The following is a 15,473-nucleotide window of genomic DNA, read 5'->3' as shown; positions in this document are numbered from 1 at the left end:
CCGCCCCCGATACTAAGTAGCGGTGCCCTCGGGGGCTTAGCGAGGGCCACCAACGATCGGTACCGATACTTAAGACTTTCTATGAACAACCCTAAAATACCCCCTCCACCTAAACCATCCGGTGATTTCATGCAAGGCGTTATAGTGCCCCTTGTTACTCCGTTCAACGGGGACTACTCCATAGACGTCCCGGCCCTTGAGGAGCACGTCGAGTACCTTCAGAAGGCCGGCGTGCATGGAATATTCGTCAACGCGACAACCGGCGAGTTCACGAGCCTTAGCAGGGAAGAGAGGAAGTTTCTGGCCGAGAAGGGCCGTGAACTGATAACTTCGGCTTTCTACCTCATGGGAACAGCATCTTCGAACACCTTCGAGGTTATCGAACTCACCATGCATGCCCAAGACATCGGGGCAGATTACGTCGTCATAGCACCGCCATACTACTGCCCCCTGAGCGAGGAGGCGCTCTTTAAACACTACGCAATGGTGGCCGAGAAAGTGGATATTCCCATTATACTCTACAACATCCCCTCCTGTGCCAACCCCCTGAGCGTTCCCCTTATCAAGCGCCTCGCCCTTGAGTACCCGAACATCGCTGGCGTTAAGGAGACGATAGATAGTATAAACCACATCAGAGACGTCATCCTCGAAGTCAAAGGCGAGAGGAAGGACTTTAAGGTCTTTACCGGCCTCGACGGGCACTTCCTCAACACGCTCATCCTCGGAGGTGACGGAGGGATAATGGCCTGCGCCAACTTTGCCCCAGAGCTTCACCTCGCGGTGTGGAAGGCCTTTCAGGAGAAGCGCTTTGAGGAGGCCTTTGATGGGGCAAGAAAGCTGGCGAAGCTCTCGAAGATCTACAACTTCGCTTTGTCCTTCGCCTCGGCGATAAAGCTGGCAATGTCCATCATGGGCTTCTCGATAAAGCCCGTTCTGAGGCCACCGTATGTGATTGACGGGAAGGAGAAGAGAGAAGAGATAAAGAAGTTGCTGGAGGAAGTTTTGGTCCAGCGTCACTGAATCCTGTACCTCAGTATTGCCCCGAGGCCACCGAAGGCCTTGTAGAACTGCTGGCCCTCCTCGGTGTCGAGGGAGATTATCTCAACGTTTGAACCCGCTTCCTCCGCCATCTTTATTAGCTCCTCGGCAACGTCCCATTTCTCGAAGGTGAGGTTCTGACTGCCACACTTGGGGCAGTGAGTCAGCCTTTTCCTGTAAACGTGGAACTCCCCCTCGCTCATGGTCTTCTCCTCGCTCCAGCCACAGTTATTGCACTTCACCCTCACGCGAACCTTATCGTAGCCCTCGCTGATGAGGAGCGTATCCACCGCTCCGAGCTCAAGGGCCTTCCTCACTTCTTTCTCGCCGTAGGTTATCATTCCCGTGTCCTTGACAAGGTGCCTGAAGAACTCCTGGATGAGCTTTTTCTCCTTCACAGCCTCGTGGTCCTTTAAGATGTCGCTGGCCTTCTCAACGAGCTCCCTGAGGCCGTACTCACCGCTGTAGCTTATGTCAACAACACCGATGATTCTCTTCCTCAGTTCGTGGTGGAGGTAGTCGCCCTCCACGAACTCCTCCTTGGTCGGCCCGGGGCCGCCTATGATTATGCCCTTCAGCTCACCCTTCTCAAGGAGCGGGAGGAAGGCCTTGTTGGCGTGCTCTCCGATGCGCTTCATGAACTCGTGGGTTTCCTGCTCGCGGATGCGCTCGTAACGCCTCGCCGACTGACCACCGGCCCTCGTCTTGCCAGGAACGTTGGAGGTGAGCTCGTCGATGACTTCTATCCTCTTTCCGCGGAGTAAACCGATGGTCGCCTCGTTCTTCTCGACGGTTATAAGGCCGTAGGCATCCTTAACGCGGAGCATCTCTTCGAGGGGTTCCGTAACGAAGGTCTGGTCGCATCGGTAGAGGCGAACCTTTAGGGGTTCCGGCGGAACTATAGCCCACAGCCTTATGTCACTCACTCCCTCCTGCTCGCTCACGTTTCCGACGAAGAGAGCCAGTCCGTTCTCAGGAGTTTTTCGGTAGAGCTTTAGGTGCTGCATTGCCCGCTCAAGGGCACCGAGGACGTTCTTTCGAGTTGATTTGCTCTTGATGTTCTGGGCCGTTCCGTACTCCTCTCGCAACTGTTGCATGACCTTGTTTATGTCGTATCCCGCTGGGATGTAGAGGCTGACAAGCTCGGTTGCACGACCTCGATAGCTCTTCAGCTCCTCAACCTTCTTTTTGAGCTCGTACATTTCGGCTGACTTGTGAGACATGAGCATCACCTCTATTCTCTCGCCTGAAAGAGGGCACGAAGGGGAATTTATAAAGGTTTGGAGGCCCCAATGTGGAAAAGAACTGAAGACGAAGAGTCCGGGATTTTGGCTGTAAACCAAAAAGGACGAGAGGAACTCACGCAGAGAGCTTCTCAAGGGTCTCCTTCGCGATGTCACCGAGAGGAACCCACTTCTTGCCCTCGAAGGGCAGTACAACCTTGTCCTGAACACCGGTGAGTTCCTCCACGAGAGGCCTCAGCTCCCCCAGACCAAGCTCGCCGATCAGGACTAGAAGGAATCCCTTTTCCTCTTTGTTGCCTTCGAGAAGGCCTTTCCTGATTTCTTGGACCATCCATTTGCGGTAATCTCTTATTAGCTCAGGGAACGCCTTAACGAGGCTGTAGGTGAGTATCATGGCGTTCTCCTTGACGTAGGGGTTCCTGCTGTTAACCAGGCCCATTATCTTCCTGAAGTGCTCTCCCGAGATGTGCTTTTTGATTACATCCCTCTTGGCTTCGAGCACTTGGGTAAGTGCCAATAGTGCATCCCCAACTATTCCGGGGTTGTTATCCTCAAGTAGTTGAACCAGGGCTTCCATAATCTTCCTGTCCTTTATTGCCTCCTGAACGAGCAAATCGAACTGCCCTTTTTCTAGCAACTCCTTAACCTTTTTCTTCTTGGAGCCAAAGCCAAAGAGCGGCATCCCCATCACCCAAATATAGATTAGTCTAGAACATACTCAACAGTTTCAAGTTAAAAAATGTTTGCCGCCTAATAATCACCGCTAGGGATTAAATTTTTATACGGTACATCCACTCCAGTGAGGGTAGGTGTTCCCATTGGGAAACAGGTATGGGTTGTTACTTTCTATTTTTGCTGGCATCTATACGATTCTCATTTCAATTTACTCAGTGCTAAGACACTACATGTACCTTACGGCCGGTTATGATCTCGGAATATTTATGCAGTCGCTATGGACAACCGTTCACGGAGAAGGCTTTTTCTTTAACACAGCTGAGTGGCAGGACGTGGGGACGTACTCTCATTTTGGGGTCCACAATAGTCCAATCCTTTTTATTCTCCTGCCCATATACCGGCTACTTCCCCGAGCGGAGGTTCTCCTTGTACTCCAATCGATTGCAGTTGCGGCAGGGGCATTAACTCTATTTCGCCTTGCTAGGCTAATGCTTGATGAGAAAAGGGCGTTTTATATATCCCTGATGTATCTTCTCAACCCATTAGTTCAAGGCCTCAACTTCTTTGACTTCCATCCAGTCACTATAGCGGTTCCTTTCATATTTCTCCTGCCATACTACATTGAACGAAAGCTTTACCTGCGTGCCATTCTTGTAGCCTTCCTCGTACTCTCAGTTAAAGAAGACTCGGGGTTAATTCTAATCAGCATTGCTTTGATGTATGTGTTTCGAGAGTATGGCTTGAAACTCCTAGTGAACCCAAGAAGATGGAGAAACACTGTCGGAGAAGAGAAGTTCATACTCCTGCTTCTTGTGATGGGAGTACTTTGGATAGCAATCAGCATCTTTCTCGTAATTCCCCACTTTAACGGCGGGAGGTATCCCTACTTTTCAGATGACACTCTAAGGAGGTATGGGGGAAAGGTATACCCTGATAAAATTGCTGTATACTCCCTCGCAGCCCTGCTCAGTACAGCCTTCCTACCACTCCTCAATCCCAAGCTCTTCAGTGCTTCTCTGTTCCTGTGGTTAGAATTATTTCTCTCAAACTGCCCAACAATGTTGATCATTGGAACGCAGTATCCCTACATGTTGGCCCCAATGCTTTTCATAATCTCAGTGTACAATCTCAGATATTTAAACGAAGAAAAGCCAAGATTTCGATTTAATTTAAAGGCACTAGTGACGGTTTCACTTGTCTCAATGCTACTTTTCTCCCCAGAGTTTCACTTGATAGATGCTCCCGACTATGTTGCTAACCCAAACTTTCAGGGATTGGTTATCAGTTACATCAAGTGGAAGCCATATCTTCAAATACTGGACATGGTTACGAAGAAACTCGACGAAAGCAACTGTACTATAGAAACCCAGGACACCCTGTTTCCCCACCTAGCCAACAGAATTAATACCTATCATATCGTTACACCTTTTAAGAATACATATCTCGAAAATAACTCTATAGTGCTTATGGCAACTTCACTCTCCGACTATAAATTTTCGATTAGGTACCTGAACAGCAGTAGATTTAAAGACACAAAGTACATTTTGATAAATGTGAACGACTTAATTCTCTCCTGTTACAACAGAACGGGGGATGACTACAAACAGTTTAGACAGTGCATCTATACTGCCGTTGAGAGAGACATCAAAAAATGTGAGAAATTGGGGGCCAGGAATCAATGGGAGTGAGGAAGAGAAGAAATGGCCTGATAACATTGGGGGCAATCCTAATACTGTTCCTCACCTTGAGATACAAACTCATGTTACCCATGAACTCTTACTATGACTATGATGAGGGCACTTACCTCCTAATTGCCCGCCTGATAAACCAAGGCCACCTCCCATATCGAGATGTGTTTGCCGTGCACCCTCCCCTTTTCTACTACCTCCTAGCATTATGGCTGAGAATTTTCGGGGACAGCCACGTAGTTGGCAGAGCTCTCTCCCTGATTTTGGGGCTTATCTCGGTTGTCATGGCCTATTTTGTGGGGAAAGAGGTAAAGAACGAGAGAGCCGGGCTACTGTTCTCCCTCCTGCTTGCCACGGACCCCCTAATGCTCAGGATGAACACGGCAGTCTATCATGAGACCTTGATAGAGCTATTCACGGTTGCCTCGCTCTTTTATTTTGTAAGGTATCTAAAGACTGAGAGAATGAGTTGTGCTTACCTCTCACTTGCCATTGTGAGTATTGGAAGTTCTGCAAAATTTACAATAATCCCCCAGTTGCTGGCGCTCTTCACGTTCATCCTTCTCTACAACTCGAAAGAAACCAGGGAATACCTGAGAAAAATCCCGGGCTACTTCCTAACTTTCAGGCAGGGTGGGGTTATACTCGCAACTTACCTGCTCTGGACGCTAGTGGCGGTCGCGGTGGTTACCCTTTACCCCACAGACCTTTCAAGGATAGTGCTGGCAGTTCCAGGGATTCATCCAATGAACAAGATGGGCAACCTCTACACGGCGGTTCTCTTTCTGACGGTCTGGGCAATTATGACGGTTTACCTCTTCCGCATACGATACGCCGGAAAGCTCTGGCCCTTCATTAGAGCCCTCATTGGAGAGTACAGGCTCGTTCTCATTCTCACTGCAGTCGTTATAGCCTCAAAGGCCATTGTGGAAGTCCCCCTCGGTCTGATGGTGTCTCCAAATTACATCCACCAGACATACCTTTTACAGAGCAACAGGGGTTTTATGTTCATGAGCCTCTTCTGGCTGGTTCACAGGTCGCTTTCCCAAATCGAGTCGAGCTCGCTGGAGCTTCTAACTCCTTGGTTGGGAGTTACAGCACTCCTCCTCATTGTTCTCATGGCCAGACTCCTCGGGATTAGGTTTAAGGTATCCCCTGAACTGAGTGCCCTTCTCTTTCTGAGCGGGGTCTTTTACCTGCTCCTAATCCCAATCATCCCGAACCCGAGGTTCATATATCCCCTTATTCTCACCTCATATCTAGCCCTCATCTACACTGTGGAGAGTATCTTGGAGGGATTCACCCTCAGAAGAGTTGTGGGCATTTCCATTGCCATGCTTGTAGTACTGGGGACAGCGGATGCGGGCATTGTGGTGAATTACCCCAAGGGCCAGCTGAAAATTCCCCACGCACTCCACGATAGAGAAATGAGGGATGACTTAGGTGAGTACTTGGAATGGGCCGAGCTAAAGGGCACATACCTTCCAATAAACCCGATGGATGGCTATTACCTCCACCTAAAGGTTATCCCGTATTTGGTTGATACCTTTGGATTGGGTTACCTCAAGGGAGATTCCCTGCTATCCCTTGTGAGGGAATACAAACCGGACTATATAATCTTCAGCACATGGATGTTTGCAATCATGGAAAAAGACGAGTCCATGAGGAGGATATACGGGAAACTGCTCAGGTATTCGGTTCAGAATGGCACGCTGCTGTTTGCCGAGGGCTTTTCAAACGGCGAGAGGATGGAAATGTATAACATGAAAGAAAAATCTACATGGGGCATTGAGCTCAACGGTTCCACGATATACTTTGAAGGCTCCTGCGGGAGTATAGGAATACTCCCCCTTATAGGCTCGTCACCGGTAGTCGGGGTGAAGTTAAAGCTCGTTTCCAACGGGACCTATAACATAACGGTGATTTCGCAGGAGGGAGAAAGAGAAGGGAGAATTGTTATTGGAGAAAGCATTTCCATAATCCTTCCGGGAACGCTTTTAGAAATCAAATCAAAGGGGCCGGTTTATCATGGATTCAGGCCCGTTAACAACACACCTGTAAAAGATTCGAGAGTTTACACTCCCAAGGGATGTTTGAGGTTAACGGGTACACTCTACAAAAAAGATAACGACATAGTGGCCGAGGGAAATAATCTAAAGATAGCTTCAGGGTGTGGAAATCATTGACTCAAGGACATCCGTTGTTCTGTTGACGGTGGTGTTAATCTGATGTCCCTCAACGTGTATAGCGGAAGCCCTGGCAGTAATGAACCTTCTTATCACAAAGAGGGCAACAAGACTACCACCAGCCATCATGAACACGAACTCAAGCGAGGTCTGGGCCCTACGCTTCATTCTTCATCCCGAATGTTGTATAATAACCAACTCCTTAAAAACTTTTTTGAGTAATAGAAAATTCAAAACTTGAGAAGAAAAATTGGAAACTTTCCAACTTCAGCCTTCACCCGCTGCTAAGCAGGCTCTGGAGCGTGCTGTTTATCTGCTGCTCCGCTTCACTAGCGGTCTGCTTGGCGCTGCTTCCCTTGTTCCTGAGCTGCCTAACGACTATCAGGATTATGACCAGAGCGGCGGCAATCATGAACAGGTACTCAATCGCACCCTGGGCCTTCCTCTTCATGGACATCACCTCCTTAGGGTTTTTTCAATTATATACTTTTCAAAAAAATTTATATAAGTTTCTGCTCAAAATTGAGGGAAGAATACTCATAATTGAAAAAGTCGCAAGGAGGGCGACAAATTGTTGTTTGCATTCCAATGTGAGTCTGCAAGTATTGAAGAATGTATCACCGAACTCAATCAAAGATCAGAAAAGATACTAAGTGGTGTCCCCGGGATAATAGAATCCTCAAAAATCTCACTGAGCTTTGGTGCCTTTATGAACCTCATGGTGGTAGTTAACGTATCCCCAGATTTGCCGGCAAAAAAGGTTATCCTAGTGGACTACTCATCGGGAAGGGGAAAGGAGGATGCAATTTCTGAAGTTCTCAGAAAAATTAACACCAAGATACCCGAGGATGCAACGGTGGTTGATTTTGAAGTGAAGACGTACACGACTCCCGTAACCAGGAGAACCTATGCGGTTGGTATTGTAGTATACAACATCCCAATGGGGAAAAAACCTCTGCGCGAGTTCACCGTCCAAGAGAGAAGACAGCTTCTGGCGGGTGTCCTAAAGGCCTTTGAATACAATCCAAAGATTCTCAACATATCAGAACTCGCGAGGGTCTTCGGAGTTTCCAGGGATTCGATATACTATGACATAGAGCAGATACTCAAGGAGAGGAGAAGGGGTTAGGTACTCCAGAGGGGCCTCGGAGTGGCCGTTAGGAGGAATATCAGAAGTGCAACCAGAGCCAGTAAGATGCGGGATTTTGAAATCGGGCTCACCTCGTCGAGGGCTCCCGGGTTACCGGCCATGCCTATGAAGAGAACGAGGAGCCCCCAGATGAACCAGCCGGACCAGAGGTAGCCGAGTCCGAAGAGAAGAAATGCCACGAAGAGGGTTATGTAGCGGTGAGCCCTCTCGCTTATGAAGGCCCTCAACACATGACCTCCGTCGAGCTGGGCAACCGGGATGAGGTTCAGGAACGTTACAAGAATTCCAACCCATCCCGCGACCGCGACGGGGTGAAGGAAAACCACGTAGTCACTGGGAGTCCTTAAGACGCTCCTCATCAGGAGCTCAAAAAGAAGGTTCGTGCCGAAGTAGACACCACCGCTCTGCTGGGGAACTAAGCTTGGAGGAACAACTATCGACATCTTCAGTCCGATCAGAGTCACCGGAACCGCAACCAGAAAGCCAGCTATCGGCCCGCTGACGCCGAGGTCTATAGCGGCGTTCCTCGTGGGAAGGGGAGACTTTATGCGTATAACCGCCCCCAAGGTTCCTATGAGGCTGAAGGGGAAGGGAATGAAGTAGGGCATCGTTGCCTTGACGCCGTGGTAAGCAGCTGCTATCTTGTGGCCGAGCTCGTGGGTGCCAATTATTGCCATAACGCTGACCGAGAAGGAGAGGGCTATAAGATAGGGATTTCTGAGACCGGGTAGAGAATAGTGGTCAAGGGTTGCTATGTAGGTCTGAGCCAAGACGTAACCGGAGAAAAACGTCGTGAGTATCGTGGTCAGGAGGAAAAGCCAGGGCAACCAAGGGTTGTCAGGCTTGACCTCTCCGGCTGGGAACACAAAGAGGAGAACCTTCCCCTGACGCTTCTTTAGTGCCCCCCAGTAGCCGAACCTTTCCAACCCCACTAAAACCCGCTCAAAGTTGTTCTCAAGTATCTCCTTCACCTCGAAGACGTGAACGTTGCCGTCCGACTCGACGAATGAGAGAACGTAGAACTGGCTGAGAAGAGCCTCAAGCTCTGGAGGTGGCGAAGTCTGAACTGTAGGGGTCTCCTGGGGAGCCTCAGAAGTCTCATCTGTGTAGCCAACGAGTATCATGTCTCCCCCGCACTTGGGGCACGAGCCTTCAAGCATGGGCTCCGTCGAGTCCCTAACTTCCCTGTAACCGCATCTAACGCACTCGTAGATTCCCTTTCTCATGGCACTCCTCCTAATGGTGATGACGTTAAAAGCTTATTCTTCGACCTCAACCTCACCCCTGTCAGCGTCGACCTTAACCTTAACCCCGCTCTTCAGCTTCGAGACGTCTATGCCGTCCACCATCGGAATGCCCGCTATTATTGCTCCGGTCGCGACTATAGTCTCTGCCTCGCCGACTATAATGGCCTTTGGTGCCTTTCCGTTCTTCTTGAGGGCGTAGATGACGTAGGAACCGACTGTCGAGCCCTTTCCACGCGGGAAGGCGAGTATCTTCCCGGCTATGCTCTCCCCGCGTATGTCGCTCTCAGCGTCGGTGACGACTCCGGTCTCGGGGTCAACCCCACCCAAAAAGGAGAGGGGCTTTTGAGAAACTATGAGCTCTCCCTCCACCTTTCCACCAACGATTTTCCTTCCCTTAAGCTTCATTCTCCCACCTCACGGGGCCTCCTTTATGAGGTTCTCGGCGTCGTCAAGTCTGACGTTAAACCCGAAGGAGCGGAAGTAGAAAGCTGACTTCCCGCTGTTGGTCGCTATGCCATTATACCAGCCCTTTATCGGCGAAACAACGAAGCAGGAATCGGCTATAATCCTCCCGTTGTAGCGCTCTATCACATCGGTATAGCCCAAGCTGTCAGCCAGTGCTTTCACAGCTCTGCTAGCCGTTATGAAGAGCGGTATCTTCAGGGGCCTTCCGCGCATCGCCAGAAGTTCCGCTATTTCCTTCACCTCTATGATGGAAGCGTGCGGACAGCCGATGAGTATCATATCTATCTCGCTCCAGTCGTCGCTGAACTGCTCCCTAACGGCTTTGATGTCGCCATCTTCAACTGTTATCGTTTCGAGTTTATCTACTATTGCCCCCTTATACTCCGGTGTCTCGCCCTCGACGTGGTAGAGCGCTATAGAACCGCTAGCTGCCATCGACGCGCCCATCTCTTTCAGGAACTCGGTTTTTTCGGGCCTTATGCCCCTGAAGTAGGGAACGTCGTTCCCAAGGGCCCTGCCGAGGTGGTAGCCCAGAGTCGCGTAGTCGACGAAGGTTTTCACCTTCGCTTGGACATCGACGATTACAGTCGCCTTTCTGTTCTCCTCAAGATGCAGTCCGTAGTTTGGAGTTTTTCCAACTATGGCGGAGGCGAGGCTCGATGGTCCGCCCTCCCTGTTCGTTCTAGCACCAATTACGGAGTTCGCGAAAATAACCGCTGAACTCTCGCTCCATGCTATGTGGTCGCCGAACTTTGGCAGGTTCGCGCCGTAGTAGGGGGTGCAGGTTGATGTGACTTCTATCCCCATCTCGCGGTAGAGATTGAGAACCTCGGCCTGCTTCTCCATGAACTCGTCGTCGCCTATTCCAGCCGGGTTCAGGGTGGTGTAAACAGAGACCTTCGCCCCGGCGTTCACAAAGTCGCGCAGGAACTCGATTCCGGCCTCGCCTATGTTCTTGTAAGAGACTCCCGCTACTTGGGCGCTCTTTATCGGGATGAGCCTGTCGGCGCCGTAGATATCCCCGAGGGCGACGAGTATCTCCATCGCCTTCTGGAGAGCGTAGCCGTACTCCCCGGCCAGAACCAGCTCCTCTTCCTTCGTCAGGTACATACAACCACCATCCCAAGTTCGTCCGGGAGAATATAAAGGCCACCCCGAAAGATTTATAAACCTCCCCCGGACACTAAAAAACGGGTTGAGCAGCGGGGTGGGGCAGCTAGGAGTGCCCGCCGGGCTCATAACCCGGAGGTCGGAGGTTCAAATCCTCCCCCCGCTACCAGCTGTTTTTGAGCCTTATAACACGCCCTTCTCTTCGAGTTCCTTCGCGAGGAGTGCGACCGTTAATATGCCCTCAAAGACGCTTCTGAAGTTTGGATTTTCTCCAAACTGGGCAAAGAGCGTCCCGAAGTTCTCGTGCCACGCGTCGACCTGCTTCCTCCCCCTTCCTGTTATGATGTAGACGACCCAGCCCTTTTCCTCAAGGCGCTCCACGAGCTTCCAAGCGGAGCCCATGTCGTTCTCGGCAACTTCAATCCCGAACTTTTCCCTAACCTTTTCCAGCAGTTCCTCCATTGGAAACACCTCACAGCATCATTTTCAGGGCAACGAGGACGAGTATAACGGCAAAGGCCTTCCTCAAAATTACCGGATTGAGCCTGTGAACGGCCATCGCACCAGCTCTCGCTCCGACGATGAGGCCAGGTGCGAGGATGATCGCCGAATAAACGTCAACCTGCCCGAGCCTGTAGTGGGCGAGTGCCCCTGCAAGGGCCGTAAAGAAGAGCGAGAGGCTCGACGTGCCTACGGCGTATCTCATCGGAAGACCTATGTAGGTGTGGAACAGGGGGACGTTGAGGACGCCACCGCTTATACCGAGAAGGCCAGAAGTCAGGCCCGCCAGAACCCCCACGACGGGAACACGCCGGTAGTTCACCTCCCCCACCTCGGGGACGCACTCCCTCTTTTCCTTCGCCATGACGTAGGCGAGATAGATTAGCAGAAGGGCGAAAATCACCTTAAGTAGCCTGTCAGGAAAAAACGTCGAAAGGTAAGCGCCCAGCACGGCGGTTGGTATGGAAAATGCCTCCTTTATGAGAACCACCCGAAATAGAACCGTCCCCTTCCGGAGGTGGGTGTAGGCCGAGGCGAAAGCACTTATTGCTATGCAGGCAAGGCTGGTTCCTATGGCGAGATGAATTGGCTCACCGAGCATCGTCAGGGTCGGGACTATTAAAAAACCACCGCCTATGCCGAAAAGCCCTGCAATGAGCCCGATGACGAGCCCGATGAGGAAGTCGAGGAGGTAGGAGAGCATGGGAAAAGATTGGAAGGGCCTCTTAAAAAACTGACGAAAGCCTTTTTTAGTGTTTGTGAAAACTGAAAATATGAGACCAAAGGTCATCCTCTACTGGTTCCTCGTCAGTCTGGCGTTCACCCTCACCCAGCCGGGGGCAATAGCCTTCGCCAACTGGGACGCTCCCTACGGTTTTTACAAAGACCTCTCCGCCTGGATGTCCTGTGCTGGAGCATTTCTTATCATCGCAACCGCCTACGGGCTAATCGAGTGGAGAAGAGGAAAGCTGAGTCCCCTTCATCCCCTTGGCGCGGGGATTGTAACAACACTCACAATTCTCCTCGGCTACTGGGCGGAAGGCCCAATCAGGGGTCAGATGGGCTATGGAAGTCCAAACATTCTGGTTTTCATTGCAGGGGGCTTTATCGGGCTTTTGCTGGCCTTGATGTTGCTCCCCATAATGATACCCTCTTTCCTCGTGGATGGACTGGGCGGGCTCTACTACCCCTACGACAAGCCCCTTATCGTTGCGTGGCTTATCTCGCTGGCGGTTTCGGCGATACTCCTAGGTATATACATCAAAATCAGAAGAAAAGGGGCTACGGAACCGGGTAGCCCAGCCCCTTGAGAACCATTCTCACAGCTAAAAAGGCCAGAACTATGGCGAAGGCCTTGCCGAGGGAAGAAGCCTTAGTCCTCTTCGCTATCTTAGCACCGAGCTGGGCGCCGATTATCAACCCGGGAACGAGGAGGAGAAGCCACTCAACTTCGACGTTGCCCATCATGTAGTGCTTCAAAGCCCCGCTCGTTGCCGTGAAAACGATGGCAAAGCTTGAAGTTGCCACCGCGTAGTGTATCGGAAAACCGATGGCTGTAAGGAAGGGCACGTTTATGGCACCACCGCCTATGCCGAGCAGACCGCTGGCGATTCCGGCTATGAAGCCGCCAACCGGGATGAGCCTGTAGTCGAGCTTCACATCTTCAAGCCTGACCTCGTGCGGCTCGGCGCTTTTCTTCCTGTAAATCTTTATCGAGACGAGGAAGAGCACAACACCGAAGATGACCTTGAGCTGGGCGGAGCTTATGTAGCTCGTTGACCATGCTCCTATGTATGCACCCGGAACGGCCGTTGAGGCCAACAGAAGACCGGCTTTGTAGTGGATTCTGCGCTGCCTGTGATACGCTATGGCCGAGCTTAGCGACGTGAAAACCACAGCTGCACTCGAAGTTCCAACGGCATGATGTATCTCAACTCCGAGGAAGTTGAGGGTAGGCACTATAAGAAAACCCCCTCCGAGCCCGAACATTGCAGCGAGGAGCCCTATGAAGACCCCAATCGCAAAGTAGCCGGCGTATTTGAGCAGGTATTTGAGCAAACGACCACCTCCGCTTTCCCCAAATTGAATGAACCGAGAGGCTAAAGCTCAAAGGCGATAGCCTCGATGAGCTTTATCAGCGTCTTAAGGTCGCCGAGATGAAGCATCTCGACCTCGCTGTGGAGGTATTTAATGGGCACGCTCAAAGCGAGAACCTCGCTCTTGTGCTGGAAGACCGATGCGTCGGTTCCACCGCCTGTAACGCCAACCTGAAGAGGGATTTCGTTCCTTTGAGCGATTTCAGCGACCTTCCTTGCGAGAGCTCTGGTGTAGATGGCGGAGCTGTCGACGGCCCTTATGACCGCTCCCCCGCCAAGCTTAACGTCGCCGGTCAAATCTCCACAGCAGGCGAAGGAGTCTATTGCGAACGCGTACTTGGGCGAGTACCTCTCCGCCAAAAAGCGCGCGCCCTTGAGGCCTATCTCCTCCTGAACGGTGAAGGCAAACATCCACCTCCCATCGAGGTCGTGGTCGACGAGATCTTTGATTGCCTCAACGAGCGCCACAACGCCAAAGCGGTCATCCAGCGAGCGGGTCGAGACGTAACGGCCGTTCAGAACCGCGAAGTGCTTCTTGAAGACCGCGTAGTCGAGAACCTTAACGCCGAGCTTTTCCGCCTCTTCCCTGCTCTCCGCGCCTATATCAATGACAAGCTTGCTCCACGGAACCGTGTCGAACTTCCGCTCAAGGTTAAGGTGAACGGGCAGGACGCCGATAACACCGTCGAGCTTCCCGTTCTCGGTGACAACGTCTAAATGCCTCCCGTACAGAAGCCTGTCGTCTATTCCTCCGATTTTCCTGAAGGTCAGCTTCCCATCCTGCCGGATTCCGGTAATCAAAAGCCCGATCTCATCCATGTGGGCCATGAAGATTCCCTTAAGTTCGCCCTCGCCGAGCTCGACGAGGAGGTTTCCGATGGCGTCAATTGTGTAATCCGCGTAGGGTTCCACCCACTCGGCTATCTTTTCCCTGACCTTCTCCTCGTAGCCGGAAATTCCGGGGACGGAGGTCATCTCCCTGAGTTCTCCGATAAGCATCTCAACGCACCTCACAGCATCTTAACCTCTTCCGGCGGGCGGATTTTGAGAACCTCGCGGTTCACGAGGTCTTTTGGAACTTCACCACGCAGAACCGCGAGGAGGTTCTTCACTGCCTGGAATCCCATGTCCTCCATTGCTTCCCTCGAAAGACCGGCGTAGTGAGGCGTTAAGACCGTTTCCCATTCGTATTTAAAGAGCTCGTGCTCCTGAACTGGCTCCTTCTCGAAGACATCGGTGGCGTAGCCCTTAAGCTTGCCCTCTTCAAGGGCCTTAACGACCGCTTTCTCATCAACCAGCGTTCCGCGCCCTATGTTCACCAGGTACTTGCCCTCAAGGAGCTTTATCCTCTCCTCGTTGATTATGTGGTAGGTCTCGGGCGTTGCGGGAAGCGCTAAAATAACTATATCACTCTCCCTCAGGACGTCCTCCAACGGTTTGTAAACTGCACCAACTTCCCTCTCGATATCCTCTTTCCGTGAGCGCGACCAGTAGAGTATCTCCGTCCCCATCGTCTTCATTCTCCTCGCTATTGCCTTCCCTATTGCCCCCATGCCGAGGATACCAACTTTCTTGCCGTAGACAGTCTCAATTTCTTTAAACCCGCCCCACACGGTCTTGTGTGAGTCCCACTTTCCCGAACGGATGAACCTGTCCGTGTAGGCTATCTTCCTGAGGAGCGCTATAGTTAAGCCAACGGCGAACTCGGCAACGGCCTCGCTGAGCCAGCCGGAGACCTTGGTAACGTAAATCCCGCGCCTCGTGGCCTCTTCAACGTCAACGTGGTCGTAGCCAGCTGAGTGACAGCTTATCACCTTTAGCTTTTTCGCCCTCTCGATGACCTCCTTTGGAAAGGGGTTTAAGGGAGAAACTATCACGCCATCAAATTCACCAATCCTCTCCTTGAGCTCTTCAACGCTCGGGTACAGAATGAACTCGACGTCAGCGTACTTCTTGAGTTCCTCAAGGGGTTTGCTCTTCATCTTGAATAGAACAGCCACCTTCGGCCTCATGTTATCACCTTAAGATGAATATCGAAACGGAGCTAATAAGTTTTTTGGAAACCGGGAAAAC

At 51.4% G+C, this 15,473-nt stretch carries 17 protein-coding genes and 1 tRNA gene; 6 read left to right on the top strand and 12 right to left on the bottom strand.

Features of this window, described 5'->3' with window-relative positions; genetic code table 11:
- Nucleotides 1-129: 129 nt before the first annotated feature.
- Nucleotides 130-1,020 carry a dihydrodipicolinate synthase family protein gene (locus MVC73_RS02745; RefSeq protein ID WP_297506646.1) on the top strand — a complete coding sequence of 297 codons (891 nt, stop codon included), beginning with the start codon at nt 130-132 and terminating at the stop codon, nt 1,018-1,020.
- Here MVC73_RS02745 and prf1 read toward each other — a convergent pair.
- Together prf1 and MVC73_RS02735 are read right to left on the bottom strand one after the other, a co-directional pair.
- On the bottom strand, nt 1,014-2,261 hold the full coding sequence (prf1, locus tag MVC73_RS02740) for a peptide chain release factor aRF-1 (protein WP_297506869.1): 1,248 nt from the start codon (nt 2,259-2,261) through the stop codon (nt 1,014-1,016). The genes MVC73_RS02745 and prf1 overlap by 7 nt on opposite strands.
- Nucleotides 2,262-2,397: 136 nt before the next feature.
- The gene (locus MVC73_RS02735) at nt 2,398-2,970 is read right to left on the bottom strand and encodes a hypothetical protein (RefSeq protein ID WP_366938918.1); all 573 of its coding nucleotides are present in this window, start codon (nt 2,968-2,970) and stop codon (nt 2,398-2,400) included.
- A gap of 130 nt (nt 2,971-3,100) precedes the next feature.
- On the opposite strand from MVC73_RS02735, the gene MVC73_RS02730 reads away from it, so the two are divergent.
- Both MVC73_RS02730 and MVC73_RS02725 read left to right on the top strand, forming a co-directional pair.
- A complete protein-coding gene (locus MVC73_RS02730; RefSeq protein ID WP_297506644.1) occupies nt 3,101-4,645 on the top strand; it encodes a DUF2079 domain-containing protein in 1,545 nt (514 codons plus the stop codon).
- A gap of 173 nt (nt 4,646-4,818) precedes the next feature.
- Nucleotides 4,819-6,831: a glycosyltransferase family 39 protein gene (locus tag MVC73_RS02725; protein ID WP_297506642.1), complete on the top strand. Its 2,013-nt coding sequence runs from the start codon at nt 4,819-4,821 to the stop codon at nt 6,829-6,831.
- Here the strand turns inward: MVC73_RS02725 and MVC73_RS02720 are convergent.
- On the bottom strand, nt 6,811-6,999 hold the full coding sequence (locus tag MVC73_RS02720) for a hypothetical protein (RefSeq protein ID WP_297506640.1): 189 nt from the start codon (nt 6,997-6,999) through the stop codon (nt 6,811-6,813). The two genes, MVC73_RS02725 and MVC73_RS02720, sit on opposite strands and share 21 nt — an antisense overlap.
- 106 nt (nt 7,000-7,105) lie before the next feature.
- Nucleotides 7,106-7,282: a class III signal peptide-containing protein gene (locus tag MVC73_RS02715; RefSeq protein WP_297506865.1), complete on the bottom strand. Its 177-nt coding sequence runs from the start codon at nt 7,280-7,282 to the stop codon at nt 7,106-7,108.
- A gap of 258 nt (nt 7,283-7,540) precedes the next feature.
- Between MVC73_RS02715 and MVC73_RS02710 the strand changes: the two genes are divergently transcribed.
- Nucleotides 7,541-7,960: a hypothetical protein gene (locus MVC73_RS02710; RefSeq protein ID WP_297506638.1), complete on the top strand. Its 420-nt coding sequence runs from the start codon at nt 7,541-7,543 to the stop codon at nt 7,958-7,960.
- Here MVC73_RS02710 and MVC73_RS02705 read toward each other — a convergent pair.
- From MVC73_RS02705 to MVC73_RS02695, 3 genes are read right to left on the bottom strand one after another with little or no spacing between them, the layout of a single operon-like run.
- On the bottom strand, nt 7,957-9,207 hold the full coding sequence (locus MVC73_RS02705; protein WP_297506636.1) for a site-2 protease family protein: 1,251 nt from the start codon (nt 9,205-9,207) through the stop codon (nt 7,957-7,959). The genes MVC73_RS02710 and MVC73_RS02705 overlap by 4 nt on opposite strands.
- Before the next feature lie 33 nt (nt 9,208-9,240).
- A complete protein-coding gene (locus MVC73_RS02700) occupies nt 9,241-9,633 on the bottom strand; it encodes a DUF126 domain-containing protein (RefSeq protein WP_297506634.1) in 393 nt (130 codons plus the stop codon).
- 9 nt (nt 9,634-9,642) lie between these two features.
- Nucleotides 9,643-10,803, bottom strand: coding sequence for an aconitase X catalytic domain-containing protein (locus tag MVC73_RS02695; protein WP_297506632.1), 1,161 nt, complete (start codon nt 10,801-10,803; stop codon nt 9,643-9,645).
- Nucleotides 10,804-10,894: 91 nt separating this feature from the next.
- On the opposite strand from MVC73_RS02695, the gene MVC73_RS02690 reads away from it, so the two are divergent.
- Nucleotides 10,895-10,972, top strand: a tRNA-Met gene (locus MVC73_RS02690).
- Nucleotides 10,973-10,986: 14 nt separating this feature from the next.
- On the opposite strand, the gene MVC73_RS02685 is transcribed toward MVC73_RS02690, so the two are convergent.
- Both MVC73_RS02685 and MVC73_RS02680 read right to left on the bottom strand, forming a co-directional pair.
- Nucleotides 10,987-11,265 carry a hypothetical protein gene (locus tag MVC73_RS02685; protein WP_297506630.1) on the bottom strand — a complete coding sequence of 93 codons (279 nt, stop codon included), beginning with the start codon at nt 11,263-11,265 and terminating at the stop codon, nt 10,987-10,989.
- 10 nt (nt 11,266-11,275) lie between these two features.
- Entirely contained in the window at nt 11,276-12,007 is a 732-nt protein-coding gene (locus tag MVC73_RS02680) for a sulfite exporter TauE/SafE family protein (RefSeq protein ID WP_297506628.1), read from the bottom strand.
- A gap of 70 nt (nt 12,008-12,077) precedes the next feature.
- Between MVC73_RS02680 and MVC73_RS02675 the strand changes: the two genes are divergently transcribed.
- The gene (locus MVC73_RS02675; RefSeq protein WP_297506626.1) at nt 12,078-12,614 is read left to right on the top strand and encodes a hypothetical protein; all 537 of its coding nucleotides are present in this window, start codon (nt 12,078-12,080) and stop codon (nt 12,612-12,614) included.
- Here MVC73_RS02675 and MVC73_RS02670 read toward each other — a convergent pair.
- Genes MVC73_RS02670 through MVC73_RS02660 form a run of 3 tightly spaced genes read right to left on the bottom strand, consistent with a single transcriptional unit; the run spans nt 12,586 to nt 15,412 of the window.
- A complete protein-coding gene (locus MVC73_RS02670) occupies nt 12,586-13,350 on the bottom strand; it encodes a sulfite exporter TauE/SafE family protein (protein WP_297506863.1) in 765 nt (254 codons plus the stop codon). The genes MVC73_RS02675 and MVC73_RS02670 overlap by 29 nt on opposite strands.
- A 53-nt stretch (nt 13,351-13,403) precedes the next feature.
- Entirely contained in the window at nt 13,404-14,399 is a 996-nt protein-coding gene (locus MVC73_RS02665; protein WP_297506625.1) for a M42 family metallopeptidase, read from the bottom strand.
- Nucleotides 14,400-14,410: 11 nt separating this feature from the next.
- Nucleotides 14,411-15,412, bottom strand: a complete 1,002-nt coding sequence (locus MVC73_RS02660; RefSeq protein ID WP_297506623.1) for an NAD(P)-dependent oxidoreductase — start codon at nt 15,410-15,412, stop codon at nt 14,411-14,413.
- Between the last annotated feature and the right edge of the window lie 61 nt (nt 15,413-15,473).

It is taken from the genome of Thermococcus sp., assembly GCF_027052235.1.
Taxonomy (GTDB): Archaea; Methanobacteriota_B; Thermococci; order Thermococcales; family Thermococcaceae; genus Thermococcus.
The sequence above is the reverse complement of the archived record's forward strand: the minus strand, read 5'-3'. Positions and strand labels throughout refer to the sequence as shown.